This window comes from Micromonospora sp. NPDC048842 (assembly GCF_040649935.1).
Taxonomy (GTDB): domain Bacteria; phylum Actinomycetota; class Actinomycetes; order Mycobacteriales; family Micromonosporaceae; genus Micromonospora; species Micromonospora hortensis.
In genome coordinates, this window is record NZ_JBEZGK010000031.1 from 1 (window position 1) to 18,101 (window position 18,101).

Genomic DNA, 18,101 nt, shown 5'->3' on the forward strand with positions numbered 1-18,101 from the left:
GGCGGGCCGGGGCGCCCCCCCCCGCGCCTCGGTTCTCCCCACCAGTTTTCCCCGCCGGCCCCCGGCGCCCTCCCCGCGGGGGTCGGGGGGGGGGGCGGGATCGATCTGATCCCGCCCCGCCTCTCGCTGTCCGCCTCCGCCTTGCCCACCTGGCACGGTTCGCGCTGCTCGGCACGCCGAAAGCGCTGGCCGCGGCCGCGCCGGTTGTCTAGCATCGCGGGCATGACCTGGCGACATTGATCCAGCAGCGTCGGCCGATCCCGTGGGCCACCACGGGCACCGCACGTCCGGTGTCCGTCTCCACTCCCACGGGAAGGCCCTATGACCCCCACCGCTTCGCGCGTGCCCGAGCCGGCGGTCCGTCGGCTGACGGCGACCCTCTACGGGTACGCGTTCCTCAGTGACCTCGTCCTGCTCTATCCGCTGTACGTGGTGTTCTTCGCCGACGCCGGGCTGTCGGTGGGGCAGATCGCGTCGCTCTTCGTCATCTGGTCCGCCGCAGGCATCCTGTTCGAGGTGCCCTCCGGCGCCTGGGCCGACGTGCTGTCCCGCCGGCTGCTGCTGTGCCTCGCCCCGCTCGTGGCCGCCGCCGGTTTTGCGCTCTGGGTGCTGCTGCCGTCGTACCCGGCCTTCGCTGTCGGTTTCCTGCTCTGGGGCGCTGGTGGCGCACTGGTCTCCGGTGCGCTGGAGGCGTTGGTCTGGACCGAGTTGGACCGGCTCGGCGCTGTCGGCCGGTACGCCCGGGTGCTTGGACGGGCGCGGACAGCGGGTGTGCTGGGCGTGGTGGTCTCCGGAGTGCTCGCCGGCCCGGTGCTCGCCGTCGGCGGGTACCCGGTGGTCGGCGCGGCCAGCGTGCTCGCCTGCCTGCTCGCCACGATCGTCGCTACCCGCTTCCCGGAACACCGCGCGCCGGCCGCCGCAGCCGCCCCGGTCGCCGAGCCGGCGATGGCCGCCCGGCCGGTGGGCGCCGCACCACAGGGGCCGGACGAGCCGGACACCGCCCTGCCCGCGAGCCCGGACGACGATGGTGACCTGGGGTGGTGGGACACGCTGCGGGCCGGGGTGTCGCAGGTCCGCACCCGTCCGCCGGTACGGGCCGCCGTGCTGCTGGTGGCAGTGGTCGCCGCCGACTGGGGTGCCCTGGACGAGTACACCCCGCTGCTGGCCCTGGACACCGGCGTCGGGGCGCAGGCCGTACCCCTGCTGCTCCTGCTGCTCTGGGCCGGAGTGACAGTCGGCGGGCTGCTCGCCCCGGCGGGGGAGCGGCTGGGCGGCCGAGGCTACGCCGCGCTGCTGGGGCTGGTCGGCGTCGCGCTGGCTGCGGGTGCCCTGCTCCGGCATCCGGCGGGGTTCGTGCTGCTCGCGGTGGCCTTCGGTGCCGCGCAGTTGGCCACCGTGCTGGCCGACGCGCGGCTCCAGGCCCGGATCACCGGCACCAGCCGCGCCACAGTCACGTCCCTGGCCGGGATGGCCACCGACGTGCTGATCATCGTGACGTACGCCGGCTACGGTCTGCTCGCCACGGCGGCCGGCAACGCGGTGGCGTTCGCGCTGACCGCCGGGGCGTACCTCGTGGTGGCGCTGGTGCTGCTGACCCGCCGTCGGCGCCGGACGGCAGTGCCCACCGGCGTGGCCGCGGCTGTGCCGAGCGGCCCGGACTGACCGGGGCCCGGCGGCGGCCTCCTCGGGCCGCCGCCGGGCCGCACTGTCAGCCGGCCATGTGCAGGAACGACCACTGGTGGCCGTCGAGGTCGCGGAAGCCGCGCATGTACATCGGCCCGTTGGCCATCCCCGGCCCCAGCGACTCCCCACCGGCGACCGCCGCCTGGTCGACCAGTTCGTCGACCTGCCCTCGGCTCGACGCCGACAGCCCGATGATGACCTCGCGGCTGGTCGCCGTGTCCGGCGTGGCGACCCCGGTGTACGCCTCGAAGCCCGAGCGCAGGTGCAGCACCAGCCGGGTGGTGTCGGAGATGGTGAGCACCGTGCTGTCGCCGTCCGGCTCGGCCTGGTCGCCGGTGAAGCCGATCGCCCGGTAGAACTCGGTAGCGGTGGTCAGGTCGCGCACCGGCAGGTTGATGAATGTCATGGTCATCGGTGGTCTCCGTCCGTTTCGAGCAACACCTTCAGCGCGGCGAGCCGGTCCCGCCAGTACGCCTTCAGCTCCGCGGCCTGCTCGGCTCCGGTCAGCTTCTCGTGCAGAACGCTGACCCGGGCCTTTGACTCGCCGATAGCGTCGATGCCGACGACGATCCTGGTGGGGCCACCGGCCCAGTCGGCGCGGAAGCTGCGCGGCGCGGTGGCGGTGCGGACGCGTACCTCGACGTCGGGCAGCCAACGGGCGCGTGCCGTCTCGTCGGCGAATGCCTCGAACAGTCGCAGTGCCGGCACGGCCACCGTCCGGCTCGCGCTGGCCTCGAAGCCACCGCCGCGCCGTTGACCCGGCGCGCGCAGACCGCGTGCCTGCTCGTACCCGACGGTGATGGTCTGTGCCCACCAGCCCGGCACCTCATGTTCGGTGGCGAGGTGACTGGCGATCCGGGTGTGCGTCCACTCGGTGGCGGACGCGGCGTCGAGCACTGCGAACCACTCGTTCCAGCCGCGGCCGGTCCGGGCGCGGATCAGGTCGTCGGCGATCCGCTCGGTCTGCGCGGCGGTAGCCGTGACGGTCGGTTCGGTAGGTGCTGGAGGGGACGCGGCGGTGGACGCCGGCTCGACGGTCCGACTAATCAGGTGCCGGCGGGCGGTGGTGTAACTCTCGCCGGTCTTCTCCATCCGGGCCCGGACCCGGGCCTTGAACGATCTCTGGGTGGTCATCACATGCTCCCGGTCAACGGCACGGTCACCGGGACTCACGCTCCCGCCGACCCCGCCGGAGTGGGGCATGTGGCACCACGTCCCGAGGGCTCAAGGCCCCCTTTGCCTCCGCGTTGCCGGCGGCGTGAGCGCCGGGAGGGAGGTGCGGCGCAGGACTACGCCGACGTCATCCTACGCCCAAACAGCCGTCAGGGTTGGTCACCGTCGAGGTAGACCCACCGGCCGTCCTCGCGGACGAACCGGCTGTGTTCGGTCAACGTGCCGGGCTGGCCCGCGTCCCGGTAGTGGGCCTGGAAGGTCACAGTGCCGGCGGTGTCGAGCAGGCCGCCCCGCTCGGTCTCCACGATCTCCAGTCGGGTCCACCGCTGCCCCGGGTCGAGCTCCAGGGAGGCGGGCCGGGTCGAGGAGTGCCAGCTGCGCAGCAGGTAACCGGAGTCGCCGAGGGCGAAGGCGCTGAACCGGGAGCGCATCAACGCCTCGGCCGTCGCCGGGGAGTCGCCGCCGTGCGCCGGCGCGCAGCAGTCCGCGTACGCCCGGCCGGAGCCGCACGGGCACACCCGTCCCGTTGTCGCGTTCGCCCGCCGACGTCCCGCACCCTTACCCACGTCGCCAATCCTGCCGCATCCGCCCTAGTCGAGCGGCACCGGCAGCGGCACCGGCCGCTTGGCCACCCGGTCGTCACCCGACGACTGGCCGCGTAGGTGCCGGACCAGCCAGGGCATCAGGTGCCGGCGGGTCCAGGCCAGCTCGGCGCCGAACACCTCGCCGCGGCGTCGCCGGGGTGCCGGCGGCAACGGCTGTGTCCATGAGTCGTCGAACCCGGGCAGACCCGCCGTGTACGCCAGTGCGGCGGCGATCCGCTCGTGCCCGGCGCTGTTGGCGTGCAGCCGGTCGTCGCTCCACAGCCGGGGATCGGAGGAGACCGGATGAGCGCCCAGGTCGAGGAGGGTGGCCCCGGTCCGTGCGGTGGCGGCCCGCAGCGCCTCGTTGAGCGCCAGCATGCGACCACGCAGCGGCCGGGCCAACGGCATCACGGGCGCCGGATCCGGCATCGTGAAGGTCAGCACTGTGGCCCCCTGCTCGACCAGTGCCTGCTGCATCGCCGCGACATCCCCGGCGACCTGGTCCGCGTCGAAGGAGGGGCGCAGCACGTCGTTCATGCCGGCTACCACCGTGGCCAGGTCGGGTGCCAGGTCGAGGGCGGGCTGGAGTTGCTCGGCCCGGATCAGCGCGGTGGTCCGGCCACGGATGGCCAGATTCGCGTATTCCAGACCGCCCTGGGCACGGGCTACCGCCAGGGCGAACCGGTCGGCCCAGCCCCGGTAGCCGCCGACGCCGTCCGGGTCGTCGAGCCCTTCGGTGGTGCTGTCGCCGATCGCCACGTACCTCTGCCACATCACCCGCGCGAGGTTAGCCCTCCGTCAGCTCAGGCCGGACCGCCGGTGGGTCGAGAACGACAGTTGACGATCCTTCCTAGACTCGCGACATGACGCGTGCCCCTGCGGTGCCACTGGCCCCGAACGTCTGGCGTATCCCCACTGTGGGCCGCGCGGCCGTCAACTCGTACGCCTTCGTCGACGACGACGGCAGCGTCACGCTGGTCGACTGCGGGCTGGCCAAGGCGCCGGCTCGGATCGTGCTCGGGCTCGCTGCGATGGGCAAGGTGCCGGCGGACGTCACCCGTATCGTGCTCACCCACGCGCACCCCGATCACGCTGGCGGCGCGGCGGAGCTGGCCCGCCGCACCGGCGCTCCGGTCGCGGCGCACGCCGCCGACGTGCCGTACGCGGAGGCGGGTCGCGCGCCGGTCAGCGACCCGACAGTGACCGGCGGGCGGCTGTTCGCCCGGCTCAACAGTGGCCGGTTTCCGGCGGTCGAGGTGGCCCAGCCGCTGGCCGACGGGGACCTGCTCGACGTCGGTGGTGGCCTGCGGGTGGTGCACACCCCCGGGCACTCGCCCGGGCATGTGTCGCTCCTGCACGAGCCGACTCGCCTTCTCATCACCGGGGACGCGTTGTTCAACGTGCTCGGCGTCCGGTGGCCGATGAAGTGGCTGTGCAGCGACTTCCAGATGACCCGGGAGACCGCACACGTCCTCGGCGAGTTGGATTACGACCTCGCGGCCTTCACCCACGGCCCCGAGCTGACCGACAAACCCCGCGACCGCATCCGCGCCTTCCTCTCCGCGTACCGTTGAGCGGCCCGTCGGCGGGCCTCACAGCCAGCCGGAGCGCCGGAACAGTCGGTACAGGAACAGGGCCGCCGCCGCCATCAGGGTGAGGGCCCCGGCGTAGCCGTAGCGCCAGGCCAGCTCGGGCATGTGGTTGAAGTTCATGCCGTAGATGCCGGCGATGCCGGTCTGGGTGGCCGCGATGGCCGCCCAGGCAGCGATCTTGCGCATGTCGTTGTTCTGCTCGACGGCGAGCTGCGCGAGTCGCGACTGGACGATCGAGGTGAGCAGGTCGTCGTACGCGGCCACCCGATCCACCGCCCGGCTCAGCCGGCCGTCGACGTCGACGAACCAGCGGTGCAGGGCACGCGGTGGGCCGTCGGGTTCGAGGAGCGTACGCATCGGCGCCTGCAACGGCAGGACCGCCCGTTTGAACTCCACCACCTCCCGTTTGAGCTGGTAGATGTGCTGGATGTCGGCGCTGCGGTCGCGGGCGAACACCGCCTCCTCGACCCGCTCCAGGTCCCGTTCCACGTGCCCGGCCACCTCCAGGTAGGAGTCGACCATGCGGGCGCAGACCGCGTACGCCACCGCCCACGGGCCGGCGGCCAGCAGCGCGGGGCGGCGCTCGATGTCGGCGCGGACGCTGCGCAGCGCCCCGGCGGCGCCGTGCCGCACAGTGATGGCGAAGCGGTCACCGAGCAGCACCATGACGTCCCCGGTGTCGATCACCTCGGAGGTGTCGGTCAGCTCGTCGTGCTCCACGTAGCCGGCGGTGCGCAGGACCAGCAGCGTGACCGGACCGTGGCGCTGCACTGTGGGCCGGTGCCCGTCGGCGAGCGCCTGTTCGACTGTCAGCTCGTCGAGGCCGAAGGTCTGGCCGACCGCGGCGAGCACCGCCGGGCCGGGATCGTGCAGTCCCAGCCACACGAAGGCGTCGCGGCCGTGCCGCGCCCGGGCGTACGCGTCGGCGTAGTGCGGTTGACCGGGTTCCCGGCGGCCGTTGACGTAGACGGCGCAGTCGACCACCGCGTCCGGGTTGGACCGGCGGGGGGTGGGGGAGTCGCCCTCGACCCGTCCGAGCAGTCGACGGGCCAGGGCGCGTACGCCCCGACCGGTCCGGTCCCGTACCGGTCGCTGATCCACCGCGTGCCTCCCCGTCGCCGGCGCACCGTCCCGATCAGGGGATGGTGCCACCGCATTCTGCCGACCAGGGTCCGGCTCCCGACAGCGGGGAGGCGGCGCGGTTCAGCCGGTGCGGGTGGCGAAGACGACGACGTTGTCGACGTAGTTGCCGGTGGCCGCGTCGAACCGGCCGCCGCAGGTGATCAGGCGCAGCCCGGCGGCGTCCGCCGGGCCGTAGACCAGGTTGGTGGGGAAGTGCTCCTTGGGGTACGCGCGGACGTCGTCGATTGTGAACGTGGCGACCCGTGCGTCGGCGCGGGTGACCTGTACCTGCTGCCCCGCGCGGAGCCGACCGAGGTCGAAGAAGACCGCCGGGCCGGACGGCGCGTCGACGTGTCCCACCAGGACGGCGTTGCCGGTCTCACCGGGGCTGACCCCGTGCCGGTACCAGCCGGCGAGTGTGGGCCGGTCCAGTGGCGGCACCTCCAGCACCCCGGCGGCGTCGGCGCCGACGGGCACGATGTCGGCGCGTACGTCGATGGCGGGGATCTGCACCCGGACCGGCGCGGCGGGTGGCAGCGGCGCCAGGTCCGGTGCGGGGTGGGTGCGGGTCGGCGCGTCGGCCGACGGTCGTGGTGGCCGCGCCGGGTCGGCGGTGAGGCCGACGGTGATCAGCCCGAGCCCGGTCACGCCGAGCAGGGCGACCACTGCCGGTAGGGTCCGCCGCCACCACACGTGTGCACCTCCGTACCGGATCGTCGGGGTGCCCGCGCCGGTGTTCCCGGCGCGGGCACCCGTCTCAGGGATGGAACGGCCGCCGATCAGGCGACAGTGGACACCGGGCGGCGCCGGCGGATCAGGATCACCGCGCCGGCGAGGGCGGTGCCGAGCAGCGTGCCGCCGGCGGCGAGAGCGCCGGTGTCACGGTTGTCGCCGCCGGAGCCGGCCGGCGCGCCGCCGATCGGGGTGACGGCGAAGGTTGCGGTGCCGGCCGAGCTGCCGTCGCCGCAGGTCGCCGCCACCGTGTACGTGCCCAGGGTGAACCCGGCGGTGAAGAGCTCGGCGCTCAGCCCGCCGCCGGCGGCGGCCGTGGTGGATCGGACGTTCTGGTCGCGGTTGGGGCCGGTGACCCGGAAGAGGGCGTCACCCGACTTCGGGTTGCAGGTCGTCGCGGTGAGCACGACGGTCCCACCGACCGGTGTGGTGGCCGGTGACACAGTGGTGTCGGCCAGTGCGGCGCCTGGCAGCAGGAGCGTGCCGAGGCCCACGCCGAGCGCCGCCGAGCAGAGTGCTGTTGAGACCTTCATACGCGTCTTCCCTCACTTTTCGTCCGCTGACTGCGTGGGACGTCGTTCGGGTGGCCAACTCCGTGACTAGCACCGGTGTGCCCAACACTAGGTGGGTTGGGTCCTCGATCAGGTGAAAATGAGAAATCCTCGTTGCCGTCACGTGTCCACCCGAAGGCGGGGAGAGCTGCGGAAAGGCCCGGACGGCCCGACCGGCACCGGTGCTCCGATCGATGTCCATCCGGTCGGGCTGTCGTCGCTGTGTCGATGGCGAGGTATTGCCGGTGTCGGCGGAAATGCACCGCCTGGCCCGCCGAGATCGACCGTCCGGGCCGGTCCAAGATCCGCACAAGAACAGGGATGTAGGTGCCTCGCGCGGTCCGGGGGCCACTACATCCCGGAAGTTGTTCGGATCTTGGACCAGGGAGCGTCTCGGGTCAGCGGGTCGGGGTCGGCTCGGGCATCGGCTCGCCGGTCTCCAGCAGGGTCTTGAGGCTGGCCAGCAGCTCCGGCCAGCCGCCGCTGCCGTCGAGTTGGCCGCTGATCGCCCGGTGCATCTCACTGTCGGGGGAGAAGTCGTCGTGGATGACGGTCAGCCGGACGGTCGACCCGCTGTGCGGCTCGATCTCGAAGGTCACCGTCGACCGGCGCTCACCGAGCCGGGCGGCCAGCTCCTCGGCGGACCAGCCGAAGTGCTCGGCGTGCTCGGGTTGGAAGCCGTGCCAGCTGTAGGAGAGGCGACGGTACGGCTCGGCGACGAGCACCCGCTGGCCGAGGTCGCGTGGCTCGCCGTCCGGTGCGTCCTGCCACAGCACTGGTGACCCGACCTGCCAGTCCGAAACCAGCGCGACTCCACCCCAGTAGCGACGGGTGAACGCCGGTTCGGTGAGCGCGGACCACAGCCTCTGCGCGGTGGTGGTGACGTAGGTGGTGTAGACGAAGGTCGGGCTCTCCATGGGTTGTCGCTCCAATGCGGTGGTCAGGTCGGCCAGGGTGGCGGCGCGCTCGCGGTCGTAGCGGCTGAGCCACCGGTCGGCGATGGCGTTGATCGGGGCGGCGTTGAGGTAGTGCAGCTTCTCTCGGCCGCGCCGCGCGGTCGTGACGAGGTGGGCCGCCTCCAGCACCGAGAGGTGCTTGCTGACGGCCTGTCGGGTGCCGGCCAGCCCGTCGCACAGCTCCCGCAGGGTCTGGCCGTTGCGCTCGTTGAGTCGGTCCAGCAGTCGACGTCTGCTGGGGTCGGCCAGCGCCCGGAACGCGTCGTCCATCGACCCTCCCGCGACAGGCAACCATGTGGTTGCCTGCCAAGTTAGGCAACCAATGGGTTGCCTGTCAATCTGGGCGTCGGTGGCGGCAGGCGACCGGGTGCGATCGTGTGGCAGCGTGGTGCGGGTGACCGACTCCGCGCCGCTCGACGTCGACCTCGCGCTGCTCGGTGGCGGCGGCGCCGCGTCGTTGCTGCTCGCCGCACTGGACCGCCACGGTGTCCGGGATCTGCGGATCGCCATCGTCGACCCGGTGCGCCGGCGCGGTCAGGACCGCACCTGGGCGTTCTGGGGTCACCCCGACAGCGACCTGGACCCGCTGCTCAGCGCGAGCTGGCAGCAGGTCGAGGTGGCGACGGCGGCGCGACGCCGCGTCCTGGACCTCACCCCGCTGCGGTACGCCATGCTCCGCTCCGGCCCGGTCTACGACCGGGCTGCCGACGCCGAGCGTCGCCTCGACGCCACCCGGATCGTCGCGCCCGCCGAGACGGTGCGCGACGACGGTGACCGGGTGCTGGTGGGCACCGGCGACGGGCGCGGCGTACGGGCCGGCTGGGTGCTCGACTCCCGTCCCCGCCCGCCGGCGCGAGCGGGGCGTACCACCTGGTTGCAGCACTTCCGGGGGTGGTGGCTGGAGGCGGACCGGCCGGTGTTCGACCCGACGCGTGCGGTGCTGATGGACTTTCGTACCCCGCAGCCGCCCCGGGGCGTCTCCTTCGGGTACGTGCTGCCGGTGAGCGACCGCTACGCCCTTGTCGAGTACACCGAGTTCTCGCCGGACCTGCTGACCGACGCCGGGTACGACGCGGCGCTGGCCGGCTACCGGGATCTGCTCGGGCTGGATCCGACCGGGCTGCGGGTGCGCGAGGTGGAGAACGGGGTGATCCCGATGACCGACGCGCCGTTCCCGGCCCGGCCCACCCCCCGCGTGGTCCGGCTCGGCACGGCCGGTGGCGCGACCCGCCCTTCCACCGGCTTCACCTTCTCCGCCATGTACCGCCAGGCCGATCAGGTGGCCCGCGCCCTCGCCGCGGGTCGCGCGCCGGTGCCCGAGCCGGCGTACCCGCGCCGGCACCGCTGGATGGACGCGGTGGCACTGCGGGCGCTGGACCGGGGCGGGGTGGGCGGCCCCGAGTTCTTCGACAGGCTCTTCGACCGCAACCCGGCCGAGCGGGTGCTGCGCTTCCTCGACGGCGGCACCACTCCGGCCGAGGAGGTCGCGATCATGAATTCGACCCGGCTGATGCCGATGATCGCCGCGACCGCCGGTGACGCCGCACACCGGGTCCGCGACCGGCTGCGCCCCACCCGGCCCGCGCCGGCCATCCCACCCGCTGTGGTGGGTTCGACGCCGACGGCTCGGCGCGGCGGCCCCCCGAGCGGGGAGGACGACGTCCGCGCCCGGTAGGTTGCCGGGCATGGTGGACGCGGCGGCCGGCAGGGGCGTGCAGATCTGGACCGACGGGGCGTGCAGTGGCAACCCCGGTCCGGGTGGTTGGGGTGCGCTGCTGCGCTACGGCGATCACGAGCGGGAGCTGTGCGGCGGTGAGGCCACGCCCACCACCAACAACCGGATGGAGCTGATGGCGGCCATCCAGGCGTTGGAGAGCCTGAACCGGCCGGTCACCGTGGAGCTGCACACCGACAGCACGTACGTGCGCAACGGCATCACCAGTTGGCTGGCGTCGTGGAAGCGCAACGGTTGGCGGACCGCCGCGAAGCAGCCGGTGAAGAACGCCGACCTGTGGCAGCGGCTGGAGGCGGCCTGCGAGCGGCACGAGGTCACCTGGCTGTGGGTCAAGGGGCACAACGGCCACCCGGAGAACGAGCGGGCCGACGGGCTCGCCAACAAGGGCATGACCGAGGCCCGGGGCGCGCTGACCAGCCGCTGATCCCGGGTCAGCGAGTCGCGTCCGGGTGCCCCGGCATGCTGGAACCGCCGCCGCTGCTGCCGGACGAACCACCGGCGACGCCCGAGTTGTCGGGCTCGGTCACGATGTCGGGCCGGACGTCGGTGTCCGCCGGTGCGGGGACCTCGGTGTCCGCGTCGACCTGCACCAGTGGCGCCTGGCCGGCCTCGTCCTCGCTGTGCTGCGGGTCGCCCGGCTGCTCACCTTGGCGATTTCGGTAGCCCACGCCGTGCCCCCCGTCGATGCCGGTCCGCGTCGGCGCTGGCTACCCGGCGTCGTCAGGGCCGAAACCTCGCGGTCAGCGGCGACGACCCCGACGGGCGGGGGAGCGGGACGGCTGACGGACCGGGGTGAGCGGCAGCGCCGTCCAGTGCGCCGGCCGGGTGAGCGTCTGCGGCAGCCAGGTGTGGGTGTCACCCCGGGCGGCGTCCAGCTGGGTCTGGTGCAGGAAGAGCGTGCGCCGCAGGTCCGCGCCCCGCAGGTCGGCTCCGCGCAGGTCCGCGCCGGTGACGTCGGCCAGGCCGAGGTCCGCCCCGCGCAGGTCGGCGCCGATGAGCAGCGCCCCACGCAGGTTGGCCCGGCGGAGGTCGACGCGGCGCAGGTCCACCCCGAGCAGGTGCGCGCCCCGCCGGTCGGCGCCGCCGGGAGCGCGGGCCGCGTCGCTGGCCCGGGACAGCAGCGGGTTGACCCGGTTCCGGTGGTCGGCGACGTCCACCGCGCGAAGCTGCGCCGGGTCACCCTCGGTGAACGTCAGCGTCTCGGCGCGGGCGCGTTCCAGCTCGGCGAGCAGGTCGGCCGGCGGGTCCAGCGCCACCGCCTCGGTGAGGTACCAGAGCAGTTCGTGCAGCGGTCGCAGCACCGCGAACGCCTCGGCCATCGCCGGCAAGGTCTCCGGTGCGTCCCGCCAGTCCCGCCCGCCGAAGGTCACCTGGGCGACCTGCTGCCCGGCACCGAAGCAGTCGAACACCGTACAGCCGGGAAACCCGCGCTCCCGCAGCTCGGTGTGGATGCCGCAGCGGTGGTCGGGGCGCAGATTCGGGCACGGCGAGCCGGCCGGCTTGTCGATGGCGAAGTCCGCCGACGCGGCGAAGGCGGGCACCACGCAGCACAGCCCGAAGCAGCGTCCGCAGTCGGCGCGTAGCTGCGCCGCCCCGGACGGCGGTGCGGTGTGGTGCGACACGCCGACGGTCCTCCTGGCGATCAGGGTGGACCACCATTGTTTCCTGTGCCGCGCCCACGGGTCGGTCGGGGGTCACCGTGCGTGCGTGTCACCGGCCGTCGCGGGGCGGGGCGCTGGCGTACGGGCATCGCCCGGTGGCGGCACCAGACGGCGGACGTCCCGCTCGCCGTCGTCGTGCCCGTACTTCTGGTCGAAGTGCCGTTTCACGACGGCGACCGGCGTGCGGTCCCCGTCGGCGGGCTCGGCCAGCGCGAACACGCCGGGCGCCGCCCCGGGCGCGCGGGGCGGCAGCACGGCTCGCACCGTCAGCGGCCCGGTGACCCGGAACCCCCGGCAGTCGACGTAGTGCTGCCCGTCCACAGTCACGAACGGCACGCGTACCTCGACCACGTCCGACTCGTCGTGGCGCAGCGTGACAGTGACCGACCAGTACCGCTCCAGGTCGAGGGTGGCCTGCTCGTGCTCCCACAGCTCCTCGAACCGGGCGTGCACGAACCCGCCCCACGGGCTGTCCATGTCCACCTCGAGCTGCGGCACGTTGAACGACAACTTCCCGATCGGGAAGAACGAGATCAGCGCCCGCCCGTCCCACTGGTAGAGCTGGATCGACGGGGACGCGTCGTAGAGCCGGACCTGGAGGCGGTGGCGCAGCCGCGCGTCGAGCGCGTCGGCGAACGCGGCCAGGTGGCGCAGGTTGGTGCGGATCTGTCGGGGCACGTCCACCCGTTGCCGTTCCAGCTCCTCGGAGCGTTGCTGCGCGGCGGTGCAGTCGGGGTCGAGCAGAAGCAACTGCACCTGGGCGCCGTTGGCGAGCGCCGCTCGTACCGCGCTCAGGGTCTCCTCGCGGTGCCGTTGCTCCAGCAGGATCGTCCAGGTGTCGAGAATGCGCACCCGACGCCCAGAGCGGTGCAGCCGCGCCACGAACGCCTGCTGGTCGAAGCTGAGGTGCTCCTGCACCCGCGCCTTGCGGGCCTCCTCGAACAACGGGTCGAAGATGACGTACGAGATGGCCGCGAGGACGACGCTGGCCCCGAGGTTGAGCAGGAGGTCGCTGAGGAAGCCGGTGCTGCGCCAGGCGGCCAGCAGCATGACGACGGCGATCGCGAAGAGCGCCCCGCCGACGACGAAGGCCCGTCGTTGCCGCCCGCCCCGACCAGCCCACCCGGGCATCCGGTCCCCTTCCGCCGTCGGTCGGCACCACCGCCGCTTGCTGATCACCGGAGTTCGGAGGATACGTGCCCGCTTTGCTGGGCGCTGTCCCGTTCTCCGAGCGGCTGGTTCACCGCTCGGACCGGCTCCACCGCTCATAGGGTGACGGTAACGGAGTCGTGCGACCACGGAGGGTGTCGGGGTGGACGAGAGCGAACGCGAGCAGGCGCTTCTCACCGTGCTGACCACCGAGCACTACGCGTTGCAGACGTCCCGCGCCGGCACCATCGCCGAGGCCACCGGCCGCGCCACCATCTTCCTGTCCGTCCTGTCGGCGGCGCTGATCGGCCTCGGCTTCGTCGCCAGCAACGACAAGCTGGTCCGCCCGTACCTGGCAGCGGTGCTGCCGACGCTGGTCATCCTCGGGGTGCTGACGTTCCTGCGGTTGGTGGAGACCACAGTGGAGAACTCGTTGGACCTGCGGCGGATCCAACGCATCCGGGCCTACTACCAACACAAGCTAGCCGGCGAGCACGACTTCTTCGCCGACGCGGTGGTGGCCGACGACGCCATGAGCACCGCCTGGAACCTGGTCGGCACGCGCCCGGGGCGGTGGGAGTTCATGTTGACCACTGCCGCACTCGTGGGAGCGGTCAACGCCGTGCTGAGCGGGCTCGGCATCGCCCTGGTGGCCACGACCGTCGGGGCCGGGGGCGCGTTGACGGTAGTGGTCGGGGTGCTGGTCGCGGTGGTGGCGTTCGGTGTGCAGTTCGCCTACATCGTCCGGGCGTCGGCCGCGCCGATGCGCTGACGGCACCCGCCGGTGTCGCTCAGACCGATCGCCAGTCGTCGTTCGTCAACGCCGTGGCCTGGGGACCCATCAGCGACATGCCCCCGTCGACCGGCCAGGACGCGCCGGTGACGTAGCTGGCGGCGGGGGAGGCGAGCAGCGCGACCACGGCGGCCACCTCCCGGGCGTCGCCGGGCCGCCCCACCGGCACGCCGGGCCGTTCCTGGGTGAACGGGTCGACATCCTCCTGGCCGGTCATCGGCGTGGCGATCTCGCCCGGGGCGACGGCGTTGACGGTGATCCCGTCGGCGGCCAACTCCTGGGCCATCACGCGGGTCAGCAGCCCGAGCCCGCCCTTCGCGGCGCAGTACGCGGCGGAGCCGACCCGGGGCGCGTGTTCGTGCACGCTGGTGATGTTGATGATCCGACCGCCGGCGCCGGTGGCCCGCATCCGTCGCGCGGCCCGCTGGGCGCACAGGAAGGGCGCGTCCAGGTCGACGGCGAGCACCTCGCGCCACTGCTCCCACCCGGTGTCGACGAACGGCGCCGAGGCCCCGATGCCGGCGTTGTTGACCAGCACCCCGATGCCGCCCAGCCGGTCGGCCAACTCGTCCACCACCGCCGCCGCGTCCGGCAGTTGGGTCAGGTCGACCTCGGCGACCTCGCAACGCCGCCCGGTGGCGCGGACCTCGGTGGCCGTCCGTTCCGCGCCGTCGGGGTCGCCGTACCAGGTGATGCCGATCTCGAAGCCGGCAGTGGCCAGCGTCACCGCGCAGGCCTTGCCGATGCCGGAGTCCGCGCCGGTGACGATGGCGATTCTGGGGTAGTTGTCGTATCGCTGTGGCATGCTGCCGCACTACCCCGGCGGGGCCGGTCCAACCGCCACGGGGACCACTACTCATCGCCGGCGGCGTACCGTCGCCTGATGCGGATCACCCGGTTCACGCACGCCTGTGTGCGCGTCGAACACGACGGCGGCGTGCTGGTCGTCGACCCGGGGACGTGGAGCGAGCCGCAAGCCCTGGTCGGCGCGGACGCCGTCCTGGTCACCCACGAGCACACCGACCACATCGACGTGTTGCGGCTCGCCGGTCTCGGTGTCCCCGTGTACGCGCCGGAGGGCGCCCGACTGCCGGATCTCGCCCCGCTGCCGGTGACCCGAGTCCGTGCGGGCGAGCTGTTCACGGCGGCCGGCATTCCGGTCAGCGCGCACGGCGGCCGGCACGCCGCGATCCACCAGGGGCAGCCCGACTGCCCGAACCTCGGCTACCTGATCGGCGGCGAGCTCTATCACCCGGGCGACGCCCTGCATGTGCCGGACGAGCCGGTGCGCACCCTGCTCGTCCCGGCCCAGGGGTCCTGGCTGCGCCTCGACGAGGCGATCCGGTTCGCCGGCGCCGTGGGCGCGGCGGCGGCGTACCCGATCCACGACGCGCAACTCAACGACCGCGGCCTGGCCAGTGTCGCGGGCTGGTTCGCCGAGACGATCCCCGGCTACCGTCACCTGCTGCCCGGCGACACCGGCTGACCATCTGCCGTCGAGGTGCGGAAACGGGGCGCGGCGGCGGTGAGCACCGCGGCGGCCGTCGGGGCGGACCAGCCGTCGGTCAGCTCCGTTACCAGGTCGGCCACCAGCCGGGTCACGGCCGGCCCGCCATCCGGGTGCAGCGCCTCGGCGACGATCAGCACCGACGAGGTCCCCGCCCGCACTGCCGACCAGCCGCTCTGCCGGTTCGTCCACCGTCGGGCGTGTGCCCGGCCGGCGGAGTCGACGAAGGTCACCTCGCCCGGCTCTGGATGCTCGGTGTCGCCAGCGAAACTCAGGTACGCCTCGTCGCCGTGTGCCGGCCGGACCACCAGGTCGCCGTCGACGCGGTCCAGGTCGAGCGCCGCGACCGGGATGGCGTATGCGGCCGAGATGGCGTTGCAGAGGTCGACGAGCGGGTGCACCCGGGGCAGATCGCCGTCCAGGCGCAGCCGACGCAGCAGCGCCTCGGCGGCGCACCGGTACTTGGTGGGTCGAAGCCCCATCGCCGTGTACGCCCGCCGCCACGCCTGGATCTCCGGGAACCCGCTCTCGGCCCCGCCGGCGGTCAACCGCCGTCGGGCCTCGGTGAGATAGTCGGCCGTGCGTCCCGCGACGTCGGCGGTGGCGGTGATTCCGGCGGCCTGCACCACACCGGCGACCAGGTCGGGGTACGCGTCGCGAAGCCGCGGAGAATGTTCGAAGTGCACTGTGGTCCTATCGTTCGGTGAGGGCGAGGGTCACGCCGAGCGCGACGAACGTGCCGGCGGCCGTTCGCCGCAGCCAGTCGGTGACCCGGGGTCGGGTCAGCACCCGGTCGCGTACCCGGGCCGCGAAGATGCCGTAGCCGCTGAACACCACGAAGGTGAGCAGCATGAACACCGCGCCGCAACCGAGCATCGCTCGGGTCGAGCCCGGTGCCGTGGTGTCCACGAACTGCGGCAGGAACGCGACGAAGAACATCGTCGGCTTCGGGTTGAGCAGGTTGACCAGCACCCCGGAGACGATCACCCGGATCGCCGAGCGGGGCGGGGCGTCGGTGGTCACCGCGAAGGCGTCACGGTCCCGTGCCATGGACCAGGCCAGGTAGAGCAGGTAGCCGACGCCGAGGTAGCGGACGGTCTCGAACGCCACGGCGCTGGTCTGCATCAGCGCGGCCAGCCCGGTCATCGCGGCCAGCAGATGCGGCAACGTCCCCAGCGTGCAGGCGAACGCGGCCAGCACCCCGGCCCGTGCACCCCGCGAAAGACCGGCGGAGAGCGTGAAGATCACCCCGGTGCCGGGGGTGACCACCACGATCAGCGTGGTGATCAGGAACGGGATGGTCACGATCGTCCTCCGGCGGAGTTGGTGGGTCTGGCTCCTGCTCACTCTGCTGCCACAATGGTCCGATGGGCAGAGCCAAAGCGACTGCATCCGAGAGGTCCATATCGGCCGGGTCCGACTTCCTGCACCTGACCATCACCGACGCGACGCCGGGCGGGCGCGCCGACTGGCTGACCGACCGGCTTCGGCAGGCCATCGCCGAAGGGCGGGTGCCGGTCGGCGACCGGCTGCCCCCGACCCGGGTGCTCGCCGCCGACCTCGGTGTCTCCCGGGGCGTGGTCACCGAGGCGTACCAGCGCCTGACCGAGGAGGGGCACATCGCCGGTCGGGGCCGGGCCGGCACTGTCGTCGTCGCCGCGCCGGCCCCGCCCACACCCACAGCGGCCGCCGCGCCGGCGCCGGTCACGACCTTTCCGCCGGCACCGGGCACCCACATCTTCGAGGCGCTACGCGCGGCGCACGCGACAATCGACCTGACGCCCGGCGTACCCGATCTGGCCGCCTTTCCGCGCGCGGACTGGCTGCGTGCCGAACGGAGCGTGCTGCGCCGCCTCGCCGCGGCCGACCTCGGCTACGGCGACCCCTGTGGCACGCCCGTGCTGCGACAGGCCGTCGCCGCCTGGCTGGCCCGTAACCGCGGCATCAGCGTCGATCCCGCTGAGGTGATCATCGTGGCCGGGGTCTCCCAGGCGCTCGGGCTGCTCGCCCAGGCACTCAGCGCCGCCGGCGTCGATCGGATCGCCGTCGAGGACCCGGGCTCGCTCGGGGTGCGCCAGCACCTGAACAACTGGCGGATGGACACCCCGCCGATCAGTGTCGACGACGCCGGGCTGCGGGTCGACGAGTTGACCGCCAGCGGCGTACCGGCCGTGATGCTCACCCCCGCGCACCAGTTCCCGACCGGCGTGGTGCTCGACGGTGACCGCCGCCGCCACCTCGTCGCCTGGGCGCGGGCCGGCGGTCTGATCATCGAGGACGACTACGACGCCGAGCACCGCTACGACCGTCCTCCGGTGCCGGCGCTGCGTGGTCTGCTGCCCGAGCAGGTCTGCTACGCCGGCAGCGTCTCCAAACTGCTCGCCCCCGCCCTGCGGGTCGGCTGGCTGCTCGTGCCGGCGCGGCTGCGGGAGGCCGTGGTCGCCGCCAAGCGCAACGCCGACCTGGGCAACGCCGTGCTACCGCAACTGGTGCTGGCGGAGATGATGACCTCCGGCGCCTTCGAGCGGCATCTGCGGCTGCTGCGCCGCCGACACATCCGCCGGCGGGACGCCATGATCGCCGCGCTGGCCCGCGCGTTGCCGTCGGCGACGGTGCACGGCGCCGCCGCCGGTCTGCACCTGATGATCACGCTGGACGATGCAGTGGTCGACACCGAGCTGGCGGCGGCGACCCTGGCGCGCGGGGTGAAGGTGCAACCGCTGTCCTGGCACTGCCAGCGGCCGTACCGGCCCGGCCTCGTGCTCGGCTACGCGGCTCGTACGACCACCGAGATCGAGGACGGCGTCGCCGCTGTCGCCGCAGCGCTCGGCCACCGTTGACCATCGGCAGCGGCATGCTGGGA

21 protein-coding genes are annotated in these 18,101 nt (G+C 73.1%); 7 read left to right on the forward strand and 14 right to left on the reverse strand.

The features are described 5' to 3' along the window. The first annotated feature begins 321 nt into the window (after positions 1-321). A complete protein-coding gene (locus AB0C19_RS29450) occupies positions 322-1,662 on the forward strand; it encodes an MFS transporter (protein ID WP_357190543.1) in 1,341 nt (446 codons plus the stop codon). A 46-nt stretch (positions 1,663-1,708) separates the two neighbouring features. Here the strand turns inward: AB0C19_RS29450 and AB0C19_RS29455 are convergent, their stop codons facing one another. The 4 genes from AB0C19_RS29455 to AB0C19_RS29470 all read right to left on the reverse strand — a co-directional run bounded on the left by AB0C19_RS29455 (position 1,709) and on the right by AB0C19_RS29470 (position 4,214). After that, complete coding sequence (locus tag AB0C19_RS29455) at positions 1,709-2,095, reverse strand: VOC family protein (protein WP_357190545.1); 387 nt, start codon at positions 2,093-2,095, stop codon at positions 1,709-1,711. Further along, positions 2,092-2,817 carry a DUF4287 domain-containing protein gene (locus tag AB0C19_RS29460; protein ID WP_357190547.1) on the reverse strand — a complete coding sequence of 242 codons (726 nt, stop codon included), beginning with the start codon at positions 2,815-2,817 and terminating at the stop codon, positions 2,092-2,094. The genes AB0C19_RS29455 and AB0C19_RS29460 overlap by 4 nt, the downstream gene beginning before the upstream one ends. A 188-nt stretch (positions 2,818-3,005) precedes the next feature. After that, complete coding sequence (locus AB0C19_RS29465) at positions 3,006-3,422, reverse strand: YchJ family protein (RefSeq protein ID WP_357190548.1); 417 nt, start codon at positions 3,420-3,422, stop codon at positions 3,006-3,008. 24 nt (positions 3,423-3,446) lie between these two features. Next, entirely contained in the window at positions 3,447-4,214 is a 768-nt protein-coding gene (locus AB0C19_RS29470; RefSeq protein WP_357190681.1) for an SGNH/GDSL hydrolase family protein, read from the reverse strand. Positions 4,215-4,303: 89 nt separating this feature from the next. Between AB0C19_RS29470 and AB0C19_RS29475 the strand changes: the two genes are divergently transcribed. Beyond that, a complete protein-coding gene (locus tag AB0C19_RS29475) occupies positions 4,304-5,014 on the forward strand; it encodes an MBL fold metallo-hydrolase (RefSeq protein WP_357190550.1) in 711 nt (236 codons plus the stop codon). 18 nt (positions 5,015-5,032) lie between these two features. On the opposite strand, the gene AB0C19_RS29480 is transcribed toward AB0C19_RS29475, so the two are convergent. The 4 genes from AB0C19_RS29480 to AB0C19_RS29495 all read right to left on the reverse strand — a co-directional run bounded on the left by AB0C19_RS29480 (position 5,033) and on the right by AB0C19_RS29495 (position 8,663). Further along, a complete protein-coding gene (locus AB0C19_RS29480) occupies positions 5,033-6,133 on the reverse strand; it encodes a magnesium and cobalt transport protein CorA (RefSeq protein ID WP_357190552.1) in 1,101 nt (366 codons plus the stop codon). Positions 6,134-6,235: 102 nt separating this feature from the next. Further along, on the reverse strand, positions 6,236-6,847 hold the full coding sequence (locus AB0C19_RS29485; RefSeq protein WP_357190554.1) for a class F sortase: 612 nt from the start codon (positions 6,845-6,847) through the stop codon (positions 6,236-6,238). An 86-nt stretch (positions 6,848-6,933) separates the two neighbouring features. Continuing rightward, a complete protein-coding gene (locus AB0C19_RS29490; protein ID WP_091406610.1) occupies positions 6,934-7,419 on the reverse strand; it encodes a hypothetical protein in 486 nt (161 codons plus the stop codon). A 416-nt stretch (positions 7,420-7,835) separates the two neighbouring features. Further along, a complete protein-coding gene (locus tag AB0C19_RS29495) occupies positions 7,836-8,663 on the reverse strand; it encodes a metalloregulator ArsR/SmtB family transcription factor (protein WP_357190557.1) in 828 nt (275 codons plus the stop codon). A 124-nt stretch (positions 8,664-8,787) separates the two neighbouring features. Here AB0C19_RS29495 and AB0C19_RS29500 point away from each other — a divergent pair, with 124 nt between their 5' ends. Both AB0C19_RS29500 and rnhA read left to right on the forward strand, forming a co-directional pair. Next, positions 8,788-10,068, forward strand: a complete 1,281-nt coding sequence (locus AB0C19_RS29500; RefSeq protein WP_357190559.1) for a lycopene cyclase family protein — start codon at positions 8,788-8,790, stop codon at positions 10,066-10,068. Positions 10,069-10,078: 10 nt separating this feature from the next. Then, entirely contained in the window at positions 10,079-10,552 is a 474-nt protein-coding gene (gene rnhA, locus AB0C19_RS29505; RefSeq protein ID WP_091406604.1) for a ribonuclease HI, read from the forward strand. A 7-nt stretch (positions 10,553-10,559) separates the two neighbouring features. Here rnhA and AB0C19_RS29510 read toward each other — a convergent pair whose 3' ends face one another. The 3 genes from AB0C19_RS29510 to AB0C19_RS29520 form a co-directional block, all read right to left on the reverse strand. After that, positions 10,560-10,796: a preprotein translocase YidC gene (locus AB0C19_RS29510; RefSeq protein ID WP_357190561.1), complete on the reverse strand. Its 237-nt coding sequence runs from the start codon at positions 10,794-10,796 to the stop codon at positions 10,560-10,562. A 72-nt stretch (positions 10,797-10,868) separates the two neighbouring features. Continuing rightward, complete coding sequence (locus tag AB0C19_RS29515) at positions 10,869-11,750, reverse strand: pentapeptide repeat-containing protein (RefSeq protein ID WP_357190563.1); 882 nt, start codon at positions 11,748-11,750, stop codon at positions 10,869-10,871. 72 nt (positions 11,751-11,822) lie between these two features. Then, a complete protein-coding gene (locus AB0C19_RS29520) occupies positions 11,823-12,920 on the reverse strand; it encodes a DUF5919 domain-containing protein (protein ID WP_357190565.1) in 1,098 nt (365 codons plus the stop codon). Between the two features lie 181 nt (positions 12,921-13,101). Between AB0C19_RS29520 and AB0C19_RS29525 the strand changes: the two genes are divergently transcribed. Further along, positions 13,102-13,710, forward strand: coding sequence for a hypothetical protein (locus AB0C19_RS29525; protein ID WP_357190567.1), 609 nt, complete (start codon positions 13,102-13,104; stop codon positions 13,708-13,710). Between the two features lie 19 nt (positions 13,711-13,729). Here the strand turns inward: AB0C19_RS29525 and AB0C19_RS29530 are convergent, their stop codons facing one another. Beyond that, positions 13,730-14,536, reverse strand: a complete 807-nt coding sequence (locus AB0C19_RS29530) for an SDR family oxidoreductase (RefSeq protein ID WP_357190569.1) — start codon at positions 14,534-14,536, stop codon at positions 13,730-13,732. Between the two features lie 78 nt (positions 14,537-14,614). On the opposite strand from AB0C19_RS29530, the gene AB0C19_RS29535 reads away from it, so the two are divergent. Then, entirely contained in the window at positions 14,615-15,217 is a 603-nt protein-coding gene (locus AB0C19_RS29535) for an MBL fold metallo-hydrolase (protein WP_357190571.1), read from the forward strand. Here the strand turns inward: AB0C19_RS29535 and AB0C19_RS29540 are convergent. Both AB0C19_RS29540 and AB0C19_RS29545 read right to left on the reverse strand, forming a co-directional pair. Next, a complete protein-coding gene (locus AB0C19_RS29540; RefSeq protein ID WP_357190573.1) occupies positions 15,190-15,924 on the reverse strand; it encodes a phenylalanine--tRNA ligase beta subunit-related protein in 735 nt (244 codons plus the stop codon). The two genes, AB0C19_RS29535 and AB0C19_RS29540, sit on opposite strands and share 28 nt — an antisense overlap. 7 nt (positions 15,925-15,931) lie before the next feature. Then, positions 15,932-16,543, reverse strand: a complete 612-nt coding sequence (locus AB0C19_RS29545; RefSeq protein ID WP_357190575.1) for a LysE family translocator — start codon at positions 16,541-16,543, stop codon at positions 15,932-15,934. Between the two features lie 62 nt (positions 16,544-16,605). On the opposite strand from AB0C19_RS29545, the gene AB0C19_RS29550 reads away from it, so the two are divergent. Then, positions 16,606-18,078, forward strand: a complete 1,473-nt coding sequence (locus tag AB0C19_RS29550; RefSeq protein WP_357190577.1) for a PLP-dependent aminotransferase family protein — start codon at positions 16,606-16,608, stop codon at positions 18,076-18,078. Positions 18,079-18,101: the final 23 nt, after the last annotated feature.